At 42.6% G+C, this 22,324-nt stretch carries 16 protein-coding genes; 8 read left to right on the top strand and 8 right to left on the bottom strand.

All coding sequences use genetic code 11. The features are described 5' to 3' along the window. Positions 1-99: 99 nt before the first annotated feature. On the bottom strand, positions 100-1,023 hold the full coding sequence (locus tag FO440_RS11715) for a WG repeat-containing protein (RefSeq protein ID WP_144248457.1): 924 nt from the start codon (positions 1,021-1,023) through the stop codon (positions 100-102). A 115-nt stretch (positions 1,024-1,138) separates the two neighbouring features. Here FO440_RS11715 and FO440_RS11710 point away from each other — a divergent pair, with 115 nt between their 5' ends. Continuing rightward, entirely contained in the window at positions 1,139-2,182 is a 1,044-nt protein-coding gene (locus FO440_RS11710) for a hypothetical protein (protein ID WP_144248456.1), read from the top strand. A 54-nt stretch (positions 2,183-2,236) separates the two neighbouring features. Here FO440_RS11710 and FO440_RS11705 read toward each other — a convergent pair whose 3' ends face one another. From FO440_RS11705 to FO440_RS11695, 3 genes are all read right to left on the bottom strand, one after another. Beyond that, on the bottom strand, positions 2,237-3,052 hold the full coding sequence (locus FO440_RS11705) for a hypothetical protein (RefSeq protein ID WP_144248455.1): 816 nt from the start codon (positions 3,050-3,052) through the stop codon (positions 2,237-2,239). A 151-nt stretch (positions 3,053-3,203) separates the two neighbouring features. After that, a complete protein-coding gene (locus FO440_RS11700; protein WP_144248454.1) occupies positions 3,204-3,998 on the bottom strand; it encodes a hypothetical protein in 795 nt (264 codons plus the stop codon). 191 nt (positions 3,999-4,189) lie between these two features. Beyond that, positions 4,190-4,414 carry a hypothetical protein gene (locus FO440_RS11695; protein WP_144248453.1) on the bottom strand — a complete coding sequence of 75 codons (225 nt, stop codon included), beginning with the start codon at positions 4,412-4,414 and terminating at the stop codon, positions 4,190-4,192. A 397-nt stretch (positions 4,415-4,811) separates the two neighbouring features. On the opposite strand from FO440_RS11695, the gene FO440_RS11690 reads away from it, so the two are divergent. The 3 genes from FO440_RS11690 to FO440_RS11680 are packed head-to-tail and all read left to right on the top strand — an operon-like array spanning position 4,812 to position 7,007. After that, on the top strand, positions 4,812-5,375 hold the full coding sequence (locus FO440_RS11690; RefSeq protein ID WP_144248452.1) for an RNA polymerase sigma factor: 564 nt from the start codon (positions 4,812-4,814) through the stop codon (positions 5,373-5,375). After that, positions 5,372-5,932, top strand: a complete 561-nt coding sequence (locus FO440_RS11685; RefSeq protein ID WP_144248451.1) for a hypothetical protein — start codon at positions 5,372-5,374, stop codon at positions 5,930-5,932. The genes FO440_RS11690 and FO440_RS11685 overlap by 4 nt, the downstream gene beginning before the upstream one ends. Then, positions 5,913-7,007 carry a hypothetical protein gene (locus FO440_RS11680; RefSeq protein WP_144248450.1) on the top strand — a complete coding sequence of 365 codons (1,095 nt, stop codon included), beginning with the start codon at positions 5,913-5,915 and terminating at the stop codon, positions 7,005-7,007. Before FO440_RS11685 ends, FO440_RS11680 begins: the two co-directional genes overlap by 20 nt. Positions 7,008-7,140: 133 nt before the next feature. Here the strand turns inward: FO440_RS11680 and FO440_RS11675 are convergent, their stop codons facing one another. After that, complete coding sequence (locus tag FO440_RS11675; RefSeq protein WP_144248449.1) at positions 7,141-8,328, bottom strand: class I SAM-dependent rRNA methyltransferase; 1,188 nt, start codon at positions 8,326-8,328, stop codon at positions 7,141-7,143. A 196-nt stretch (positions 8,329-8,524) separates the two neighbouring features. Here FO440_RS11675 and FO440_RS11670 point away from each other — a divergent pair, with 196 nt between their 5' ends. Next, on the top strand, positions 8,525-9,244 hold the full coding sequence (locus FO440_RS11670) for a DUF4136 domain-containing protein (RefSeq protein ID WP_144248448.1): 720 nt from the start codon (positions 8,525-8,527) through the stop codon (positions 9,242-9,244). Between the two features lie 106 nt (positions 9,245-9,350). Here the strand turns inward: FO440_RS11670 and FO440_RS11665 are convergent, their stop codons facing one another. Next, entirely contained in the window at positions 9,351-12,290 is a 2,940-nt protein-coding gene (locus tag FO440_RS11665) for a T9SS type A sorting domain-containing protein (protein ID WP_144248447.1), read from the bottom strand. Positions 12,291-12,691: 401 nt separating this feature from the next. Next, complete coding sequence (locus FO440_RS11660; protein ID WP_144248446.1) at positions 12,692-13,843, bottom strand: T9SS type A sorting domain-containing protein; 1,152 nt, start codon at positions 13,841-13,843, stop codon at positions 12,692-12,694. A gap of 158 nt (positions 13,844-14,001) precedes the next feature. Between FO440_RS11660 and FO440_RS11655 the strand changes: the two genes are divergently transcribed. Further along, positions 14,002-17,742 (top strand): S8 family serine peptidase, encoded by a 3,741-nt coding sequence (locus FO440_RS11655; RefSeq protein WP_144248445.1) that lies wholly within the window; start codon positions 14,002-14,004, stop codon positions 17,740-17,742. Positions 17,743-17,823: 81 nt separating this feature from the next. Here FO440_RS11655 and FO440_RS11650 read toward each other — a convergent pair whose 3' ends face one another. Continuing rightward, positions 17,824-19,167: an FAD-dependent oxidoreductase gene (locus FO440_RS11650; protein WP_144248444.1), complete on the bottom strand. Its 1,344-nt coding sequence runs from the start codon at positions 19,165-19,167 to the stop codon at positions 17,824-17,826. An 83-nt stretch (positions 19,168-19,250) separates the two neighbouring features. Between FO440_RS11650 and FO440_RS11645 the strand changes: the two genes are divergently transcribed. Beyond that, complete coding sequence (locus FO440_RS11645) at positions 19,251-19,775, top strand: YfiT family bacillithiol transferase (RefSeq protein WP_144248443.1); 525 nt, start codon at positions 19,251-19,253, stop codon at positions 19,773-19,775. Between the two features lie 146 nt (positions 19,776-19,921). After that, positions 19,922-22,324, top strand: coding sequence for a TonB-dependent receptor (locus FO440_RS11640; RefSeq protein ID WP_144248442.1), 2,403 nt, complete (start codon positions 19,922-19,924; stop codon positions 22,322-22,324).

Genomic DNA, 22,324 nt, shown 5'->3' with positions numbered 1-22,324 from the left:
GATGGAACAGTTGGTACACCTGTTTTTGCAATTAACTGACAATAAAATAGTTAATTTCCTGACGTAGTTTTCATGATACAATATGGTACATCTCTTAACTTAGTAGTAGGTTAGCACTTTTTTTCCTTTAAGTAAAAAAACAATCTTATCATTTTCATTAATGGCTATATCCCCGTAATTGGATATCCATTTGTAATTTTTGGAAAGTGCGAGATTTCCCTCCTCGTCTAAATAATTATAACGTTTATCTACACGTACTAAAAAAACTCCGTCAGAAAAAGCCGGCTGGAACTTACTTTCAAAAAGTTTTTTGTTTTGATTGAAATAATGCCATGTATCTTTTTGTTTCAGAGCAAATTTTAGTATCCCTTTGTAGCCTGTAGGGCCTGCATAGCTATTATAATTAAGCTTGTTCAAAACTTTTCCAGTGTGATCTATGATACCAATTTTGCCAGATAGGCTAACTATTGCAATTCTGTCGGTGTTTGCATAAATAGAATCAAAAATTGGCTTTTTAATAGTATCGTGTTTGAATATTAAGCCAAATTTTTTACCCTGTTTATAACAGTATAGCTGAGGACCTGCCGGTTCAGAACATAGTATCTCCGGCTCATATATTAACTTGCCTTGAATAAAGGAGAAGTAACGGTCTATGTCTAACCATACACCATAATTTACATTCCAAACCAATTGAAATTGTGGAAAAGTTGGCTTAACTACAAAGTCCCCATGCCGATTAATAATTCCATATTTTCCATCTACTTTGACTAATCCAAAATCGCGTACAAACGGATAGGCTTCTTCAAACTTCTTTTTAACTACCGGTAACTTTGACTTGGTATTCACATACGTAAAACCGCCCGCCAAATACATAGGAGCTACAGAATCATATTGTACACGATTATCAGATAGCGTCTTTAAAGTTTCTAAGTCGAAAGGATATGATGCTTTTAAAGCATTATTTTGGCTATAACAATTACCGGTAACAGATATTAATATAAGAAACAACAGAATTATTTTCACAACTAAATATTCAAATATGCAATGTAAATATAGTTATAAAATGAAAGTTATACCTTTGGATTAATAGCCTATATATATCCGATAAAGTAGTTAGGTTATTTTTAACCTAAACCATATGAAAAAACATCGCCTGCTAATTTTGCTTATTGCCACGATACATTGCGTTGCTTTAGGCCAGCAACAAGATACCACCAAAGAACAACTGAAAAAGAAATACGAAAACACTGATATATACCAGGAAACAAAAAAGAAATTGCAATCAAATAATATTTATCCAGACAGCATTATTCTGGCTCCTTTGCATTTTGTAGATACGTATGTTAAACTGGATACTGCAGAATTTGAGTTTAAAAGCCTATCGGTAGATGTGGATGTGCAAACAGAAATACCCGACGATTATAATTTATATATCTGTATTGCTGATGCCACCATTAATAAAATGCAATTTTATTGCGGTATGCAAACCCATTCTGGCGGCAAACCCATAAATGGCGGCGGGGATATTGGAATAGGCAGGGGCGGTATTTTTTCCCGCTGGCTGGAGCGAAATAAGGGAGCATTAAAAACAACCGGCTACTACGATAGCAGCGATGGCGAGGGTGATTTTATTGGTGTGCGCAATAAATTTAAATGGAATAAAGGTTTATACCGCATCAAGCTATTTAAATCAGGATACGTACCGGGAAAACCGGTCGCTGAAAATTTTATGGATAAAGATCTGATGTTTGCCTGGAGCGATTACGAGCACAGTTGGGTAACCATGGAAATTGAAGATCTTAGATCACACCATAAAGTAACAATAGGGTCGCTTGCTTTCCCGGGAAAGAAATTGATGTACAGCAAAGCCAACTTTAATTTTTTAGAACAATATGGAATGGCCATTAATTTTGCAAAGCAAAAACCTCCGTTTATGTATCCCGTCATAAATTATAAACAATTACCTGTTGTGAAACTAAGTATGGGAAACATGATGATTAATTCGCATAAAAGAAAGCTTTTAGACGTACAATCGGTATATAACGCAACACATCATGCAGATCAGTCGAAAATACCCATGCCAATCCCTTTGTTATCAAAGGCAACTTATGATGATAAAACGGGGACAATTCAATTTGAAACAGGCTCATTTCAAAGCTGGGTAACACCCGGGCAGGAATAAGCAAGGTCGGGTTTAAAATAAGGTTCCGGCAATAGCCGGAACCTCTCCCCCACGCTACCCATTAATTACGTGGGTTAACATAATCACACCCGACGTATAATTCCAGTTAATTATTATATTGGTTGTATTTACTATTATTGTGCCGGTGTAGGTTGTTCCATTATAGGTAATGGAAATTTGATGTGTACCTAAGCCAAGGAGTTTCCTTTTAAAAATATAGCCTGCCCATACCTGCATATCAGGTGATAATGAGCCAGCACAGTTTTTCGGAGCCCTGATTTTTCCGATATCTAAACTATAGTTTTTAGCAGCATCAAGTATTGATGTGTACTCGATAATTCCTCTTGAACAATATTTGTTAACTGTTTGAAGACTAAAATTTACCTGTACACTATCGCCTGTTGGTATGCGATAGAAATCAGGACTTACATTTATATCGCCGGTTATTGGTATATACTCAGTAGTATCTGAATTATTTGAAGTTGATACGGTAGTGTTAGTGGTACCGGGATCAGATACAAAAGGAGGAGCCTGGTGAGGCACAACATTTATTGATTTGGTTTTAACTTCGCCTCCGCTTGCTTTTTGAGCGCTTACAGTATAATTTCCTAAATCAATAAAATAAATTACAGCGGTATTTCCTTTGCTTTGAATAACACTTTTGCCTTCGGGGGTTACGCTCCACTTAACCGAATCTGTAACACCAGCCCCTGTAAAAAGCAGCGTATCCAGATCTAATTGAGCAATTTGGGTTTTAGAAGCTATTATTTTTGTTCCCACTCCAAGATCTGTCAATTGCGCCTTTTCACACCCTTGGATAATAAAAAACGCCAATAAAGCGACAAATATGGTAAAGGATAATTTTTTCATGATTTTATTCTATCAATTGTAAGTTTTAAGCGATAGGCGTATCGTTATTTTAAAGTATATCCACGCAAAAAGAATAACACACTGACAGCCTGTACGTGTGCCATGGTACACGTAGTACACCATGGCACAGTGCGGTACATGCTGGTACATTTTATAGCGGCCTATCCAATACTTTGTAAGGCATAACAACACCTGTAGTATAATTCCAATCTATAGTAACCTGTGTTTCTGATACCACTATGCTGCCGGTGTAAGTTGTACCGTTTAGGGTAATTATTAGCGGATAACTGCCAACAGCAAGCCTTACACCACCAATATTACTTACTGCCATTGGTACATCAGGCGTGTTTGAACAAACTTTTGGCTCTCTGACATTTAAAAAATCAACTTTGTAACCAACAACTCCGTTAACTGTTGGCCTGTTATATTGATATTGAAGTACACCTCTTGAGCAATAAGTATTAGTTGTAATGGCACTTAGGTTAAAAACTACTGTATCACCACCGTTTACATTACGGCCTGCACTAAAACTTAAGGTAATTTTATCACCTGTTAAAGGCACATAAGTGGTTGTATCAGCCGGAGTTTTAACGGTATCTACAGGGGGAATAATAGGATCAGCCGGATCTACCTTAATAGCAATTCTTGACGGAACTTCGCCGGCTTTCCCCGCAGTTACTACGTAAATACCCACTTTATTAAAAACAATGCGCGCGACATTTGCCTTTGTACCGATAGAAGTATTTATCGGCGTGATTGTCCATTTGACTGAGTCAGTATTAGTAGCCCCGGTATAGACAAACGTATCAAGCTCGCCAACTTTAACTTCGAGTTTTTCAGCTTTAATTTTGCTCGCGCTAATTACGGGCTGCATATCTTTATTACACCCCTGGATAATAAAAAATGCCAATATTGCGGCGAGCATGGTAAAAGTTAACTTTTTCATGGTTCTAATTGATTTAATGGTCTTTATTGCATCATCGTATCAATTTTGCCAAACGTTGGGTGGGTGTTGGATTTTTTTTATTGATTAATTATTGGCGCAAGCCTGTAAAGAAATCACATAATATCCGAACTCTACATTAAGCATTTGTTACACGCTTGCTATCGCTTGGTAACGCTCATGGCCGCTAAGTCCTAGTCCTTTTTCCTTAGATGAAAAAGGACCAAAAAATCAAGCCATCCGATATGCTTCTTGCGCTCTTGGCCTTTGCCCTGCAAAACAAGTAAAACCGAGGGCCCGGTCCTTTTGCCCCAGGTGTCGCACAGGGCCGGCGTTCCGGGCAAAGTTACCAATGCCCTTACAGCCGCAATGCCCGACATTGTTTTACCTGCTTTCATCTGAAGCTTTTCGTCTGACATTCCAGTTAGAACCCCAAATTTCGTATCTGTAAAAATTCAAAGAATGCGGGTAAGGTCTGCCAATTCGCCGGGCCGGGTGTCTGGCCTGTGCGGATGAAGCGATCGAATTGGCTTGATGTTTGGTTACTTTGCATCTAAGGTGACGGCGTAGCCCTCTTGAGTACCTTAAAAAAACAAACAACCTGCGAAAAACGTAACTGGCCTTAGCGGCCAAGAGCGTCACCAAGCGACTAATAAATAAGCAACAACGCAATTGCTTGAGCAACGACCGAGTGTCACTGATTAGCAAAAAACAAGCGGATGTTTTCCTAAATTCACTCTTATTTCACAAATATTTTATTTTCATGCAACATCTGTAAATAAGCACTGTCTTATATTCTGAAAGCTAATCAAAAACTTGGATACCACCTTATTCATCGACAAGCATTACAACCTGGTGGTTGAATGTAAGCAAGGCAGTAAAAAGGCTTGCTATGAATTGTACAAACTATATGCTAAAGCCATGCTGAACGTGGCCTTTAGGATAGTGGGCAATGTCGCCGAAGCTGAGGATGTTTTGCAGGAATCGTTTTTAGATGCTTTTAAGCGGATCCATGATTTCAGGCAGGAAACCACGTTTGGCCTATGGCTTAAACAGATCGTGGTAAGCCGGTCTATCAACCTGTTACGAAAACGAAAGGTAGAACTGGTGGAATTAGGCGACGAGGTACATGATCTAATTGACGACGAGCAGGACGACGGCGATGAGGATATCCAATACAAAGTAGCGCATATAAAACAGGCCATGAGTGAATTGCCCGAGGGTTACAAACAGGTAATATCATTATACCTTATTGAAGGCTATGATCACGAAGAGATAGGGCAGATATTAAACATAACAGAAAATACATCAAGAACACAATTTTTAAGGGCTAAAAGAAAGCTGAGCGAGATTTTAAACAGGAAGGGAATAGTACAATGAGCAAGCGATTAGAGGATTTTATAAATAACAACCGCCATGAATTTGACGACCTTGAACCAGGCGCCGGTTTATGGAACGAAATTGAAGCAGGGCTACCTCAAGAATTTACAGAACAAAAGCATGAGGCTAAAACCTTTTCGTTAGGGTTTGTATTAAGGGTTGCCGCTATAGTATTTGTAGCAATGAGCGCTTGTTTTTTTATCTATTTAAAAAGCTCAAAACCTGCCACCATTAACCTGGCAACAATTAACCCTGAATATGCCAGGCAACAAGTACACTACGCATCGCTTATTGCCAGTAAACGTACCGAGCTTAAAAGTATAGCAAAGGCCGACCCACAGCTTTACCACGAGTTTACCGCCGAGCTTACAAAAATGGATTCGACCTATAGAAAACTAAATAAAGATTTGGCTACCAGCCCTAACCAGGAAGCTGTTTTACGTGCAATGCTCCGGAACTTGCAGGTTCAAACAGAGGTGCTTAATCAGCAACTAAATGTTATCGAACAATTTAACGAATTTAAAAATCAACAGAAAAATGAAATCAAGAGTATATAAAACCGCTTTCGCTGCGTGGATCAGCTTGGCGACCACCGGTATCGCGAATGCGCAAACCGCAGCGCCCGATGCCGGCACCAATACTTATGCAAAAACTGTGACCAAAACAGTTACCTACACCAATAATAAAAGTGAAGCTGATAACCCGGAAGGCGACGTTATCAAAAAAAGCAAAACTTTTACCAAAAGTTACCCTATTGACGCTAACGACATGATCCAAATTGACAACAGTTATGGCAAGGTTGATGTAACTACCTGGAACAAGAACGAGGTAAAGGTTGATGTTGCTATCGAGGCGTCCGCCAATGATGAAGCCGACGCTCAGAAAATATTGGATCAAACCAACATCAGTAGTGATAAGAGCGGAAACGTAGCTTCATTTAAAACCGAAGTAAACCAGGTATCAAGCTGGTGGGGTGTCCTGACGCAAAACGGAAAATCAAAAACTCATAAAGTGGAGATCAATTATACGGTGTATATGCCTGCCAAAACCGCGCTTACATTAACCAATAAATACGGCGGCATAAACCTGCCTGACCTTGATGGAAGGCTTAATATTAAAAGCAGTTACGGTAGCCTGGTAGCCAAAGCATTAACAAATACCGATAACGTTTTTGTGATAAGCTATGGCGGTGCCAAGATAGGCAGCATAACCGGCGGGCAAGTAAAAATATCATACGGCAGCCTTGATTTAGGAGAAGCCGATAAACTGGACGCGACAATTAGTTACAGCCCTATTAAAATAACCAGGCTTACATCAACAGGCAGTATCGACTTAAAATATGGCAGCCTGCAAATTAGCGACGTAGGCAAAGGCTTAAAAACATTAAATGTAAATTCAAGCTATTCGCCGGTAAAACTGGGTTCTTTAGGTGCTCTTAATACAGATTTTGATGTGACCACACATTACGGCGAGTTTTCATACAATAACAATAATGTAAACGTAACCAGCAAAACGCCTGATAACGAACGCGGCTACACGTCGACCAAAAACTACAAGGGACACATTGGCAAAGGCGATAACGACAAGGTTATCACCATCAAATCAAGCTATGGCGGTGTGAAGTTTGATTGAGGGTTAGTGATTGGTGATCAGTGATTAGTAATTATACTATTTACTAAAAGGGCGATAAGTATTAAAACTTATCGCCCTTTTATTTGTCGCTGACAGGCCTAATCTCTAATTAACTAATCTCTAATCACTAACTTTAAACCACCCTGCACAACAACCCTTTCAAATACTCCCCTTCAGGGAATGATGACCTTACGGGATGGTCTTCGGGTTGGCAAAACTGGTTGATAAACTGTACCTGTTTACCGGCATCTAACGCGGCCCAGGCAATGACCTGCTTAAAGGTTTCCAGATCCATAGCGCCCGAACATGAATAAGTTGCCAGTAAACCGCCGCTGTTGAGCAATAGCATGCCCAGCCTGTTCAGGTCTTTATAGGCTCTTGCGGCCCTGTCTAATGCTGAGCGTGACGGCGCATATTTCGGTGGATCGAGCACAATGATATCAAACAATTCTCCACAGTCTTTAAACGCGCGTAATTGCTTGTTTACGTCCGATTGGATGGCCGTGTGTTTACCGGCATCGAGCTTATTTAATTTTATGTTCTCTTTTAATGTCTCAATGGCTAAGGCAGAACTATCTACGCTGGTAACCGATGCCGCGCCGTTTTGCAGGGCGTTCAAGGTAAAGCCACCGGTATAGCTAAAGCAATCAAGCACCTTTTTGCCTTTGGTATAGCCGGCAACAATTCTACGGTTATCGCGCTGATCGCAGTAAAAGCCTGATTTCTGGCCTTCGGCTATGTTGATATTATACAAGATGTTATTTTCTTTGACCTCTACCGATTCAGGCGGGGCATCGCCAAGTAAAACAACGTTGGTGGTTTCCAGGCCTTCGTGCTGTCTTGAAGACGCATCACTCTTGTCGAAAATACTTTTAGGGTTTAACAGGCGCTGTAGTTCATCAATGATTACGGGCATCATTTTTTCAATGCCTGATGTTAGTACCTGCACGGCCAGATGATCGGCATATTTATCAACGATCAATCCCGGCAGGTAATCAGATTCGCTGAAGATGAGCCTGCAGGTGTTGGTAGCGCCCGTGCTTAATAATTCATTTCGCCCGGCTACGGCATCTGCCACTTTATGGCGAAACCAATCTTCATCAACGGCGACACTCTCATCCCACTCCAGCAAGCGCAAGGCAACTCTCGACTGATCATTATAAAAACCGTAAGCCACAAAATCGCCTTTGGCGTTTATCAGCTTCACAATATCGCCGTTAGCTGGCTTGCCCTTAACATGCTCTATCGCCCCCGAAAAAACCCACGGATGGCGTTGCAGCACTGCCTTTTCCTTCCCCTTCTTAAGTATTATATCGATCATGGCTGCAAAGGTAATAATACCCCTTTAAAACACGAATGAGAGTCGCCTGATCTGCGCCCTGTCATAGCGGGGTAAGTAATAACATGTTTGCGCCTAAATAAAGTCAAAAATTAAGTTCAAAAAACTTAATTTAGCGTTAAACCTTTTATACCATATTAGTCTAACAATTACTAAAAATGAAGAGGGATAATTAGCCATGAAAAGATCGATCTATGTATTGCTGGTAATGCTGTTTATATCGGGCCTGTCTGCCTGTACCAGTTATGATTATTATGTTGCCGGACTAAACCGCACCAATTTGAGCAATTACCACACTTTTGCATGGATGCCGGCGGGAAGGACAAAAGGGGATAACGCAAGCGGAAGTATGGTTGCCGATGCCAAAATAAAAGATGCCGCTACCGCATCCTTAGTAGGCAAAGGCCTGACATTAAACCAGCGCAACCCTGATCTGATCATTAGCTACTCAAGCGTAGTTGGCCGTGGCACCCGTACTTACTATTATCCTGATTACTATCCCGGTGGCTTTTACCCGGGCTTTGGTTTAGGCTGGGGCTTTGGATACGGTGGCTGGGGCGGCTGGGGTGGTTGGTACCGCCCATACTATTATGCTTATGGCGCGCCATTTATGTATGGCGGCATGGGCGTAGGCCAGGAACACTATAAAGAAGGCACTTTAATTATCGACCTGATCGATCGTCGCAGCAAAGAAATTGTATGGCGTGGTTTTGGCGTAGGCGAAGTGCACCGCAATACACAAAAGAACATTGACGATCTGCCTAAAGTGGTTACCGGCGTGTTGGATCAGTTGAGCTTTGCACCATCATCCGCAGCACCTGCAGGCGGCCGCGGACCAAGAGGCAATAACAGGCGCAACTATATTTCTCCGACTTCAAATACAATTAAATCGATATAATTAGATTTAACTAATATTATAAAAAAGCCCGGTATGTTTTCATCCCGGGCTTTTCTACGCTGGTTGTTATCACAATACCGATGAAATAAAGGACAAGTCAACCCACCTATTGCTTAATGAATTTAATACCGCAGATCACCGTGTCGTCTACCTTCACTTCGGCTACGTAAACACCGGTTTTAAGCTGACCTACATTTTCCTGGATAGGTGTGGTCGAGTCTAATTGTGTAAATGTGTTTTTGCCTACCACGGTACTGTTACTGTTGTAAATGGTCAAAGTAATTTTACCGGAATAAGTCTTCTCGCTTATAATATTAAAGCTATTTGTCACTACCGGGTTAGGATAAAGCATAATGCCTTTTACTTCCTTTTCGCTCACGGTTATGCCCGAATTATCAAGCATGACCGTACTTGAAATTACCTGGTTGTTAAACAGGTCTGTTTGTATCAACCGGTAATAGTTTTTGCCCGGGTTGATCTTGTCATCAATATATTGATAATTATTGTTGACGATGCTGTCGGCCGGCACAAGCGCCGCGTCAATATTTACAAAGTTAATGCTGTCTGCACTTCGTTGCAGCTGATAAGTAACACCGGGCACATACGCACTGGTTTGCCAGTTTAAAACTCCTTTTTTATCGGCATTCAGCTTGCCGCTAAATGTAAGTACAGTGGCAGGCGGCGGGGTTTGCACCAAAACCAGGTCGAAACGTTTGCTGCCCACGGTTGCCGTGTTTGTCAGATCGATACGGAAATCATAATTATTATGTGCTATATCAATACTGTCGCCGGTTAAATGATCACGCAGCCAAACCCGGTAGTTGGCTTTCATGACCGCGCTGCTGTACATGGTTTTAAAAGTATAAATGCTATCGGTAGCCGAATTGATGTATAAAGGAATGATCTTTCTTTTTTCTTTGATAGATCTTTTGTCGATAGAGAGGTACTGGTTATCGGGTGTAATGGTCGACAGGATCATATTGGTCCATTCCAAGTGGCCGCCATCACCGTTATCTAAAGAATCTTTAGATGTACTGTTTAGTACTATTCCTATTTCCTCGTTAAAATTTTCGTTTTTGTAAGCCTGTAAACGCATAATTGGTGGTTCGGCAGATGCCTGTGCTGGTGCCGAATTTAAGTAACGCCCAGCATTGCTGTTGCTGCCGACGCTTTTCATACTTTCTGTTATAGTAATTGTGGTTGGTGAAACATTAAGAAGCGTATTTGAAGTATTTGCCCGTACAAAAAAGCCTTGCCCGGGCACAATATATCTTTTACCCGGCGACGCTGTCGGATTTTTAGAGTCGTATATGATATAACTGGCAGTCGGCGGATTCCAGATATAACATTGAGGGAAAATTGGATACCCAAGAATTGATAAAGTAGCATCAATATATAAATAAGGATTTGAAGTGTAAACCTGATCAAAATCAAGCGTCGCCGCGTATGGATTAGCCATAAAATAGTAATTCTTATTAGTTGCCCCTGACGCAAGTGTTCCAAAATCGGTTGTCACATTTCCCTGGTTAGGTATGCCTGTATAAGTATAAACCATATTGGCTTCTGGTATTGCGTATGAACCGCCGCCAAGAACTTTGTTGGTTTTTGAGCCAAAAAAGTCTGCCGCCGTTGTTGTACCTGTTGGGGTACGGTTACCGCGGAAATACATGTAAAATCCTACGCCTGTCGTAGCAACACTGGTAGGGCTTGTTAAGTTGGGAAGAAACGTATAGCCATTAGTTGCCGGAACATAGGTTTTGATGGTAGAACCATTATTGCTTGACAGATCAAACCCATTTGTAGCACCGCCCGTACCTGTAATGATAAATGTACTTTTCAGGTTACTATATTTATAAGTACCATTACTGGCAGAATAAGTTGTAGTATTATCATAAACCGGCGAGGCCATTGACCGGTAATTACGATAGCCTGCACCGCCTGTAAAGTTAACCGGGTAATCTATATTTCCCTGTATGCTTGAACCGCTTGGAATGGTAGCTATTTGCGCATAATTTACATAAGGGCTAACCAGATCTGTTAAAAAAACCAAATGCGTATAATTAGTTGGCGAAGAGTTAGGGATAATTACCGTTGTTGACGTACCTACAAGCATGGTACTGCCTGCCGCTACACTGTAATAGCCACCTGCCGCAAAAGTTTTTGTACCGCCTGCAAATATTACGTTGCCAAATTTAACAGTTGGGCTGGCAGTTGTATTTAAATTGGTAATTGTTTGGGTGCCGCCGGCAATGTTAACTGTACTGCTTGACGTACCCGTAAACGTAGCGGTGCTGTTATTGGTAAAACTGTTTTTAACAGTGAGCAAACCATTTGACGTTATTGAAAAGTTTGACCCTGTACCGTTGGTAAAATTGCCGCTAACCGACAAAGCCCCCGCACCGACCAACGACGCATTGGTACTTGCGTTTACGATTGCATCATTACCAACGGATAATGTTGCGGTCGAACCAATTGTTAGCGCCGGCGTGTTATTAGGACCAAGTACCAATTGGAATACACCTGTACTTGTCCCAATGCTTGGCTGATTTGTCCCGCTGGCATAAGTTAGCACTCCAATTTGAGCGATGTCGTTAGCAGTAGGTGGCCCTGTCGGTGTCCAATTAGTACCAGTAGAAAATGAAGTACCTGCTCCGTTCCAGTTGTATGTTTTTGAAACAGTAACCGTAATTGTTGTATTGCCAGACATTCCTCCTCCTAAACCGCCAGCATCAGTAGCTGTTAATTGATACAAATAAGTTCCCGGTGTTGTTGAAACTGTTAACGGGCCAGAACTATAAGAATAAGTACTACCTGTTATAGTATTACTTATGACAGACGATGGTGGCACGGTAAGAGTGACATTACTTAAATTTAATGTAGTCAAAAATTTTGTTATTGTAGCCGTTATTGTAAAAGTCCCGCCCGGCAAAACAGTTACAGCGGCCGGGCTTGTAAGCGTAATGGTAGGTGTTGCATAGGCTTTACCATACCCCAACGCGCCAAACAGGCACACTAACAAGAGCAGTTTTTGCAAAAACGTTTTCAATAGTGTAGAATTAATAACAGTAAAATATGGCCCAAACAAAAAATCCAGACTTTAAAATGGGTTGTTTCTCAAAAAATGGCTGGTTAATGCCGGTAACTATAGGTTAAATAATTATTTCAATATAAGTAATTTATACGCTTAATACTCCATTTAGTTGTAAAATGAACAAAATGAACAAGGGTAAATTCATATAAAGAAAATCCATTTAACTTAAATGAATGATGTTTACCGGTAAGATTTCTTTGTTTTTAGCGTTATTAGGGCGTTTTTTGAGATTTTTTCGCCACAAAAAAACCCGCAAGATCTCTCTTACGGGTCACCGGGCCATAGCCCTTAAATATTATTAATACTTATTTTTTGTCGCCCTGTTTTTGATAAGATGACAAAAATACTTATACGAGCTACTTAATAAACTTAAGCCCGCATACTATGGTATTATCTACCTTAATTTCGGCAACGTATACACCGGGTTTTAGCTGGCTAACATTTTCTATGATGGGTACTGTGCCGCTTAACTGCGCAAACGCATCTGTAAGTACTATGGCACTGTTGCTGGCATAAACGGTCAACTTAATTTTGCCGGTATATGCCCGCTCACTTAAAATACTGAAACTGTCGGTTATTACCGGGTTGGGGTAAAGCATAAAACCTTTCACAGGTTTTATAGTAGCCGTAATGCCCGAATTAAGCAGGATAATACTTGAGATGATCTTGTTACCAAACAGGTCTGTTTGTATTAAGCGGTAGTAATTTTTGCCGGTGTTCATAGCCGTATCAATATACTCGTAAGCATTATTAGCCGCGCTGTCGGCCCCGATATATGCCCCGGCAACATTTGTAAAGGTTGTGGTATCAGTGCCGCGTTGCAGTTGGTAAGTAACGCCGGGATAATAGTTGCTGGTTTGCCAGTCTAAAACACCTTGGTTATCGGCATTAAGCTTACCGCTAAATGCCAATATGGTAGCCGGCGGCGGGGTTTGTACAATAACCAGGTCAAACCGTTTACTTCCAATGGTTTCAGGCTTGGTAAGGTCAACCCTGAACTGGTAATTATTATGCGCAATGTCAATACTATCGCCCATTAAATGATCGCGCAGCCAAACCCGGTAATTTGTGTTCATTAGTACGCTGCTGCTATCTACGCTGATGGTATAGATACTATCGGCAACGGTGTTTACATAAAGCGGTATGGTAATGCGTTTGTTTTTGATATTACGTGCATCTACACCCAGGTAGTTGTTATCGGGCGTAATGGTAGCTATGATGGCTTTGGTCCAGGGTTTATGCAAAACATCCTCTTTATCTAATGAGTCTTTTGCCGCAGTGTCTAATAAAACAGCCGTCCCATCATGATAGATGGTATCCCTGTAAAGCAATAAATGCAGGGATGGCGGCGGTAGTTTGGCAGCGGTGTCAATAACCCCGGTAAAATTATTTGTGCTATAATTTATAGTACCTTTTACGTGGAAAGCCCTGTAGGATACTGCTTTTGCGGCCCAACAGTTAAATAAAAAAACAAAAATAGCCGAATAAAATAGTAAGCGTGTCTTCAAATTATTAGGATTTATATCGAGTAAAAATAATATAATTAAATTAATATTGGCCGGGAGGTAATAAACATTTGAAAGTATACGTTTGGCCGTTAAAAAAAGATTTAAAAAGCTATAAATACTTTACCTATTTTTAATGACTTTGGCACTCAACTACTCTAATGAATAAAACTTACTCACGGTTATTATTTTTATTACTGATAACTTTTGCCTGCAGCGCTTTTGGCCAGCAGGTACTGGTCAGCACGGCAAAAAAACAGGAACTCAATAATATAGCTTTTAAAGCGGATAGCGGTTATTCAAAAAGTCACCAAAAAGCATTGGCGCTGGCGGCAGGCCACGGATGGTTTGTTAACCGGCGCACCCGCAACGGGGGTATAGTATCATTACAGGGTTTAACTTCACTGGGTTTCCCGCATTATTTAAAAACGCATAACAATACCACCGCGGCGGCTACTACAGGCACTAACCAGGTGCAACCGGGCGGCACAACAGGCCTTAACTTATCGGGATCAAGCACCTTTTTAAACAATAAGCTGGCCATGTGGGACGGCGGCTGGGCATACCCGCAGCACCAGGAGTTTGCCGGTAAAAACTTTTCTTTCCCCGATACCTCAAGCGTGATAGACCACGCCACGCACGTAGCAGGCACATTGCTGGCTAAAGGTGTATATGCCCCGGCAAAGGGCATGGCGTTTAACATGAACACCTTATTATCCTACGATTTTAATAACGACGTTACCGAAATGAGCCGTGCCGCGTCGGGCTTGCTATTGTCAAACCACTCGTACGGTGATGTAGTGGGCTGGGATTATAACGACGCGCAATCAAGGTGGGAATGGTATGGCCTGCCCGGCGATTCGGTTGACTATAACTTCGGCTTTTATGACGGCCGCGCGGCCGCCTGGGATAAGATTGCCTACAACGCGCCGTATTACCTCATTGTCGAATCGTCAGGCAATAACCGCGGGTACCCCGGCCCTGCCGTGGGACAAACTTATTATGGCTATGCCAGCCGTACTGATCCGGCTATAGTAAATAAAGGCCCGCGCCCGACCACCATCAGCAGCAATACCAGTTATGACGTGATACCTACCAGCGCTACTGCAAAAAACATACTGACGGTGGGCGCGGTAAATCCCCTGCCCAATGGGCCGGGTTCTCCATCTGATATCAGTATAGCTTATTTCAGCAGTATTGGCCCTACAGATGATGGCCGTATAAAACCTGACATTGTTGGCGATGGGGTAAATATTTTATCGACAGGCAGTGCCAACCCCACAAACTATACATCCGAGGACGGCACTTCATTCGCAGCGCCAAATATCACAGGCTCCCTGTTGCTGCTGCAGGAATACTATGCCGAAAAAAACAACGGCGCTTTTATGCATTCGGCCACTTTAAAAGCGCTGGCCTGTCATACCGCTATTGACGCGGGCAATGCTGGCCCCGATTATATTTATGGCTGGGGATTGTTAAGTATGACAGCCGCCACACAGGCTATTACAGACAATAATGGCAAAAGCCTGATCAAAGAAAACACCTTAGCGCAGGGGCAAACGCAAACTTTTAACGTAGTAGCATCGGGCAACGGCCCGCTGATGGCCACCATAGCATGGACCGATCCGCAGGGAACACCGACTGCCGATGGTGTAATTAACAACCGCACACCCAAGCTGGTCAATGATCTTGATATCCGCGTAAGCGATGGCACAACTACCTACCAGCCCTGGGTTTTAGATGTTCTGCATCCCGGCAACGCGGCAATCAAAGGCGATAATAAATTGGATAACATAGAGCAGGTTTATATTGCCACCGGTATCCCGGGTAAAACCTACACCATTACGGTTTCGCATAAGGGCACACTGCAATCCGGCTCGCAGGCATATTCGCTTATAGCTACGGGGATAGGCGGCACAAGCTATTGCGCGTCGGCGCCGTTATCATCTGCCGATTCGCGCGTTAACAATTTCAGCGTATCAAACATCAATAATACGCCTACGGCAGGCTGCACATCGTATAGCGATTATACCAACCTTACAGCCCAGCTTGAACAGGGAAAAACCTACCCCTTAAGCATTACGCTGGGCACTTGCGCCAATAACTTTAACAAGGCTGCAAAAGTATTTATCGACTGGAACGGTAACAACGTTTTTGATCCGGGCGAACTGGTGGCCACAACCAACGTTATCAATGCTACCGGCACGTATACAACTAACATCACGGTTCCTACAACGGTGGTGCCTGGAAATTATAGCCTGATGCGTGTTGTGCTAACTGAAACTTCCGACACCTCTAAAATCCTCCCCTGCGGCACCTACGCCAAAGGCGAAACACAGGATTATCGCGTACAATTTGTAAAAACCGGCAGCGACGCGGGTATTACGGCCATTGTTAGTCCGCAGGCCACGGGCAGTTGCAGTGGCAATACGGCAATTACGGTAACCATTAAGAACTTTGGCGGGGCGACAATCAGCAATATCCCGGTGACGGTTTCTATCAAAGCGCCAAACAACACGATAACCAACATTACCGAAACTTACATAGCCACACTTACACCTTTACAGGAAGACAACTTTACGCTGACCCATACTTTTAATTTTGTCGCGGGGTCAACTTATGCCATTACCGCCGCCACAGCGCTGGCTAACGACCCGATAGTGTCAAATAACCAGGCATCACAAAGTGCATTGATATTTACCCCCGGAACGCCGGATAGCCTGAGCGCAGTTTATTGTACCAACAGTAAACAATACCAACTATCAGGCGCGGGCGATGGCAACTTGTTCTGGTATAAAAACAGTACCGATGCACTGCCATTTGCTTACGGGCAATTGGTTAGTACCGATGTAGCAGGCACAAATAATACCTATTACGCGGGGCTGAATGATTTTATGGGATCAGTTGGGCCGGCCACCAAAAATATTTTTACAGGCGGAGGTTATAACCAGTTCACGCCCGGAATAAATGTGTACACCGCGGTACCCGCTGTTATTGAAAGCGCCCGGCTCTACATAGGTAACCCGGGGATAGTTACGTTTAATGTAACTAATGATGCCGGCCTTACCGTATCAACCGTTACCATAAACGCTGCTGCTACGCGCACTACCCCGCAACCCGGCGCGCAAACTGACGACCCTAACGACCAGGGCAGGGTGTACAACCTTAATTTATCACTGCCGGCCGCGGGTAATTATACCATCACCCCGGTGTATGATGCCAACGTTACCTTGTACCGTAACAATGCGGGTGTTACCGGCTATCCGTTTAAGCTGGGCAACCTGTTCAGCATCACAGGCAATAACGCTGTTCCTGACGATGCCAGCGATACCACCTACTACAAAGGCTATTATTATTATTTGTATGATATGCAGGTTAAAAGCGCGGGCTGCGCTTCGGCCGCGCGGGTAGCTGTAACCGTAACGCAACCGGTTATTACACAGGCGGGCAGTATCCTGAAATCTAACTTTAGCACAGGTAATCAATGGTACCTGGATGGACAGCCAATAACCGGGGCTACCGAGCAAAACTATACCGCGTTGCAAAGTGGTAAATATACAGTTGCGGTTACTTTGGCTTCGGGCTGTGTTACACAGTCGGATGTTCTTAATTACGCTTTGCTGGCCACCCATCCCGGTACGGATACGGATATCGGCCTGGTCATCTTCCCGCAACCGGCGGATAACGAGATCAACGTGCTTTTCACCGCCAAAACTGTCGATAAACTAAACCTACAGCTCATCAGCAGCAATGGTGCCATTGTGTTTAACAAAAAACAAAGTGCTGACGCAGGGAATTTCAGTACCGTTATTAATACTACTAATTTTACCCCCGGAACATATATTTTGAAAGTAGTTTTGGGTAGTAAGGTGTATGCTAGAAAAGCGGTGATAGTAAGGTAAGGCCATTATTTTAGAATAGCGTTCGAAAGAGTTGCGGGGGTTAGCTACTACCAACTTAGGTTAATTAAATCCGACAGCAGATCAATTCACCATTCTCCCGTTCAGATCAACCGTCCGGGCAAAAGGGTTAAGAAACTGGTTAGCCAGTACGGCAAACTCCCTGCGGGTAATAGGCCGGTTAATGTCAAACTCTGAAGTGAATTTGTATTTGGTCTTCCACTCTTTTTGAATGGTCGACTGAAAAGATTGCGGGTCGCTAAGCGTAATTTCGCTGATGAAAGACAACAGGTTACCTACGGTAAATTGCGCGGCAGGTTTGGTGTTATTAAACCATATAAACGCCCGGCTGTAGATCTCTGTAAATACAGGTTTTATTTCGTCCGTATTAACCGGGGCATCGGGCATAAAAAGAAATTGCGGTACACTATCAATTCCCTTAGTTAATTTAGATATCCCCTTAAGCAAACCGGTAGCTGTAACTTGTTGTATTGCCCTAAAATTTTTATCGGCAACATCAATATCATTAAATGGCAACAAATATCCCTTAAAGTCTAACAACTCGCCTTGTATAACCCTAACCTTTAAATTTTTTGATGTAGTTTTAAAAAAAGCGCAGTAAGCCGCCATTGTTGCCACCCCCTGCCCCAAAGCCATTTGTGCCGGTAAATATTGAAGGTTTGGCTTAACATGGAATATCATATCGGTAACAAATAAATTATCCGCGTCATTAACCACCACGTCACGCATTGGAATATAATAACCGTTTCTTAAAAAATAATCGACATCCTTATACCCATAATTTGGAGGGGTATCCATAAAATCACCAACAGCAATTGACGTACGATACAGGTCCCCCTTGTGATCGTTCCTTATATCATAACCTGCCGGCATAGTCGCCCCGGATTTGTTCACAACTTCTGCTGTTTCGGTAGCATCAATAAGCGTTTTGGTTTTTATGTAATTAGTCTTGCCGTTTACAATGATAGCCACCTCCCACCCTGTTCCGTCTTTCTTTATAGCGGTGTAGGGCGTATTCAATTTTATGGTGAGATTTTTTGTTGAATCAGCAATTTTTTTGAGGATGCTGGCTGCCACAAATGGTTCAAATCCCAATGATGCATTATAACTTGTGTCGTATCGCGGTGTATCTTTATAAAAACGTCGCACCTCTTTTCTAAATTCGCCCCAAAAACCTGTTGGCAACTCAGTCCCACTTACTACATATTGCATGGTCTTACCCTGCATATCTTCCAGCCATTTGCCTTTTACTAACAATACCGTTTTTAATTTGCTGCGCGAACTCTGGATAGCGGCACTGACCGCGCTGACGCCGTTACCAATAACCAGCACATCAGTTTTAATAGTTTCGGCGTAGGTGAAAGATGCATTTATGAGCAGGAATAACAGCAGCAGTTTTTTCACCATGGTTAAATAATAGTACAAAACGCTAAATTAGCGCAAAGCATATATAAATCTGTAATATTATCCAAAATCATAAATAAATACCAATGACCGACGAACAGCTTAGATACCCTATAGGAAAATTCATTGTACCTGTAACCTACACCCAACAAGATATCCGCGGATGGATCAATGATATTAAAGAACATCCCGGAAAGGTACGCCAGGCAATCATTGGTTTAAACGAGGCCCAATTGGATACACACTATCGCCCAGGCGGCTGGACACTGAAACAAGTGGTACACCATATGGCCGATAGCCACATGAACTCGCTGATCCGTTTTAAATGGGCACTGACAGAAGATAGCCCAACCATTAAGGCATATGATCAGGCTGGCTGGGCTATGCAGGCTGATTACAATCTCCCGGTAGAGTCATCCCTAAAAATGCTTGAGGGGATTCACCAGCACCTGGTGGCCCTGTTTGAAAGCTTTACCGACGAGCAATGGGACCGTTATTTTATCCACCCCGAAACCGGCGCGCAGATCTCGTTAAAACGAAACCTGGCTTTGTATTCATGGCATGGCAGGCATCATTTGGCACACATAACTAACACTACAGCAACTTTTTAAACCAAAACATTTGTTAACAAAACGGGAAGATTCTGAAAAGGATCTTCCCGTTTTTGTTTTGCACTATACCTCCAAGGGGGTATTGCTTACTTAAGTGGAGGGGTATACTTTTGTGCATTATTTTTAATTAGTCTAAATAAGCATACATGAAAATTAACTCCCTACTCTATTTCGCAATTCTATTTTTAAGTGTTACCGGCGCGTTCGCGCAAAAGTACACTACTGTTAAAGGAACGGTAAACAGTGCCGACGGTAAGCCTGTCGAATCGGTAACAATCAGTATCACCCATACCAACTGGGGTACCATGACAGATGCTAACGGCGTATTCCAGATCAATAAAGTTAAACCCGGCAGCTATACTATTAAAGCTACCGCCATTGGCCTGGTGCCCGAAGAAAAACAAATTACGGTAGTAACCGGCACAGAAACCGTTGTTGATTTTACGCTTAAAGAAAATGCCAACCAATTAAATGAGGTTGCCATATCAGACAGGCGCAAAAAATATAAGGTTGATAACCCCTCACAAAGCCTGCGCTTAAATGAACCATTGCTACAGATCCCTCAGAATATCCAGGTGGTTACTTCAAAAGCGTTGGCAGACCAGCAAGTGATCAGCATGAGCGACGGGCTGATCCGCAACGTAAGCGGCGCCGTTAGGTTAGAACACTGGGGAGACCTGTATACCAATATCACCATGCGCGGATCACAGATCCAGGCTTTCAGAAACGGATTTAACGTAGTAAGTTCATACTGGGGCCCGTTGACCGAAGATATGAGTTTTGTTGATCATATTGAATTTGTAAAGGGCCCGGCAGGATTTATGTTAGCCAATGGCGACCCAAGCGGCTTATACAACGTGGTTACTAAAAAGCCTACAGGCCAGGAAGCCGGCGAAGTTAGCTACACCATGGGCAGCTTTAACCTTAACCGTGCAACAATTGACCTTGACGGCAAGTTAAGCAAAGACGGCAAATTCCTGTACCGTTTAAACTTATCGGCACAAAATAAAGATTCATTTCGCCCGAACGAGTTTAATGACCGTTACGCGATTGCGCCGGTAGTTTCATACCAGATAGACGATAAAACCAAACTGACTGCCGAGTACGTTTACCAACGTGCCCACATGTCTGACGTAGGTTCATATTATGTGTTTAGCCCTAAAGGTTATGGTGTGTTACCACAAAACTTTACTCAAATCCCGGCTGGTTTACCGCCAACAAATATTAATGATAATAGCTTTACCCTTAATTTTCAGCATCAGCTTAATGATAACTGGAAACTGACTGCTCAGGCTGCCCGTTATACCTACTCGCAATTAGGTACCTCAATGTGGGCAGACACTGTATTTGCAGATGGTAAATATGTGCGTAATGCGGGCATCTGGGAAGCTCAAAGCACCATGTCATTAGCACAGATATTTTTAAACGGCAAAGTAACAACAGGAAGTGTTGTACATAATATATTAGCCGGCCTTGATATGGGCGACAAAAAATACGTTGCCGACTATGCCCAAACCAAGTCATTAGACACGAAAGAAACTCCATTTGACCCTTATGAACCGGGGATACCAACACTTAATAACCCGGCAAACGGTTACCCTACTTTTGATCGTACTTTAAATCTTGAAGCACGTGCTGCGGCCGGTTATGGCCTGATCAACTCAAGTTACTCAAGCCTTTATTTACAAGACGAGCTTGGGTTCTTTGATAATAAAGCAAGACTAACATTAGCCGGCCGTTACACGTCTTTAAATATGTCTGACTTTAACACGCCCGAAGAAGCAAAGCATTTTACTCCGCGTGTTGGCTTAAGCGTATCAATAGATGATAAAACCTCTGTTTACGGTTTATATGACCAGGCCTTTATGCCGCAAGTTGCCGCCCGTTTAGTAAGCGGAAGCAATGTAAAACCTATTACCGGCAGTAATTTGGAGTTTGGTTTGAAAAGAGACTGGGCTAATGGTAAATGGAATACCACGTTGGCAGTATACCGTATCTTAAAAAACAACGAAGCATCTGCTACACCAAACAGTACACCGGCAAATCCGGAAAGCTTTTTATTGGGTCAAAAACGTTCAAAAGGCTTAGAGTTTGATTTAAGGGGTGAAATTTTACCGGGTTTTGATGTTACTGCAAACTATGCATGGACCGATTCAAAAGTTACCAAATTCGGCGTAGCGCCTACCGGTGTTACATTGCCGAGTGTAGGTGATGTGGTTCCGGGATATGCTAAACACGTAGCTAATGCATGGCTAAACTATAAATTGCTAAGCGGTGACCTTAAAGGTACGGGTATCTCTTTAGGCGGCACATACCTTGGCGGCCGCCAGACAGATACCTGGAGCGTTGGTTTAGAAAAACTGCCTGATTACTTTAAAATGGATGGCGGCTTGTTTTGGGAAGGTTCAAAAATGCGTATCACTGCCAATGTATTTAATATTCTTGATAAGTACACCTACAGCGGTTCATACTACTCATACCTTAAAGCTTATTACTGGCAGGCAGATGCACCGCGTAACTACCGTTTAAGCATAGCTTACAAATTTTAA

It is taken from the genome of Mucilaginibacter corticis (assembly GCF_007558865.1).
GTDB lineage: Bacteria > Bacteroidota > Bacteroidia > Sphingobacteriales > Sphingobacteriaceae > Mucilaginibacter > Mucilaginibacter corticis.
This window is presented reverse-complemented; position numbering and strand designations above follow the sequence as displayed.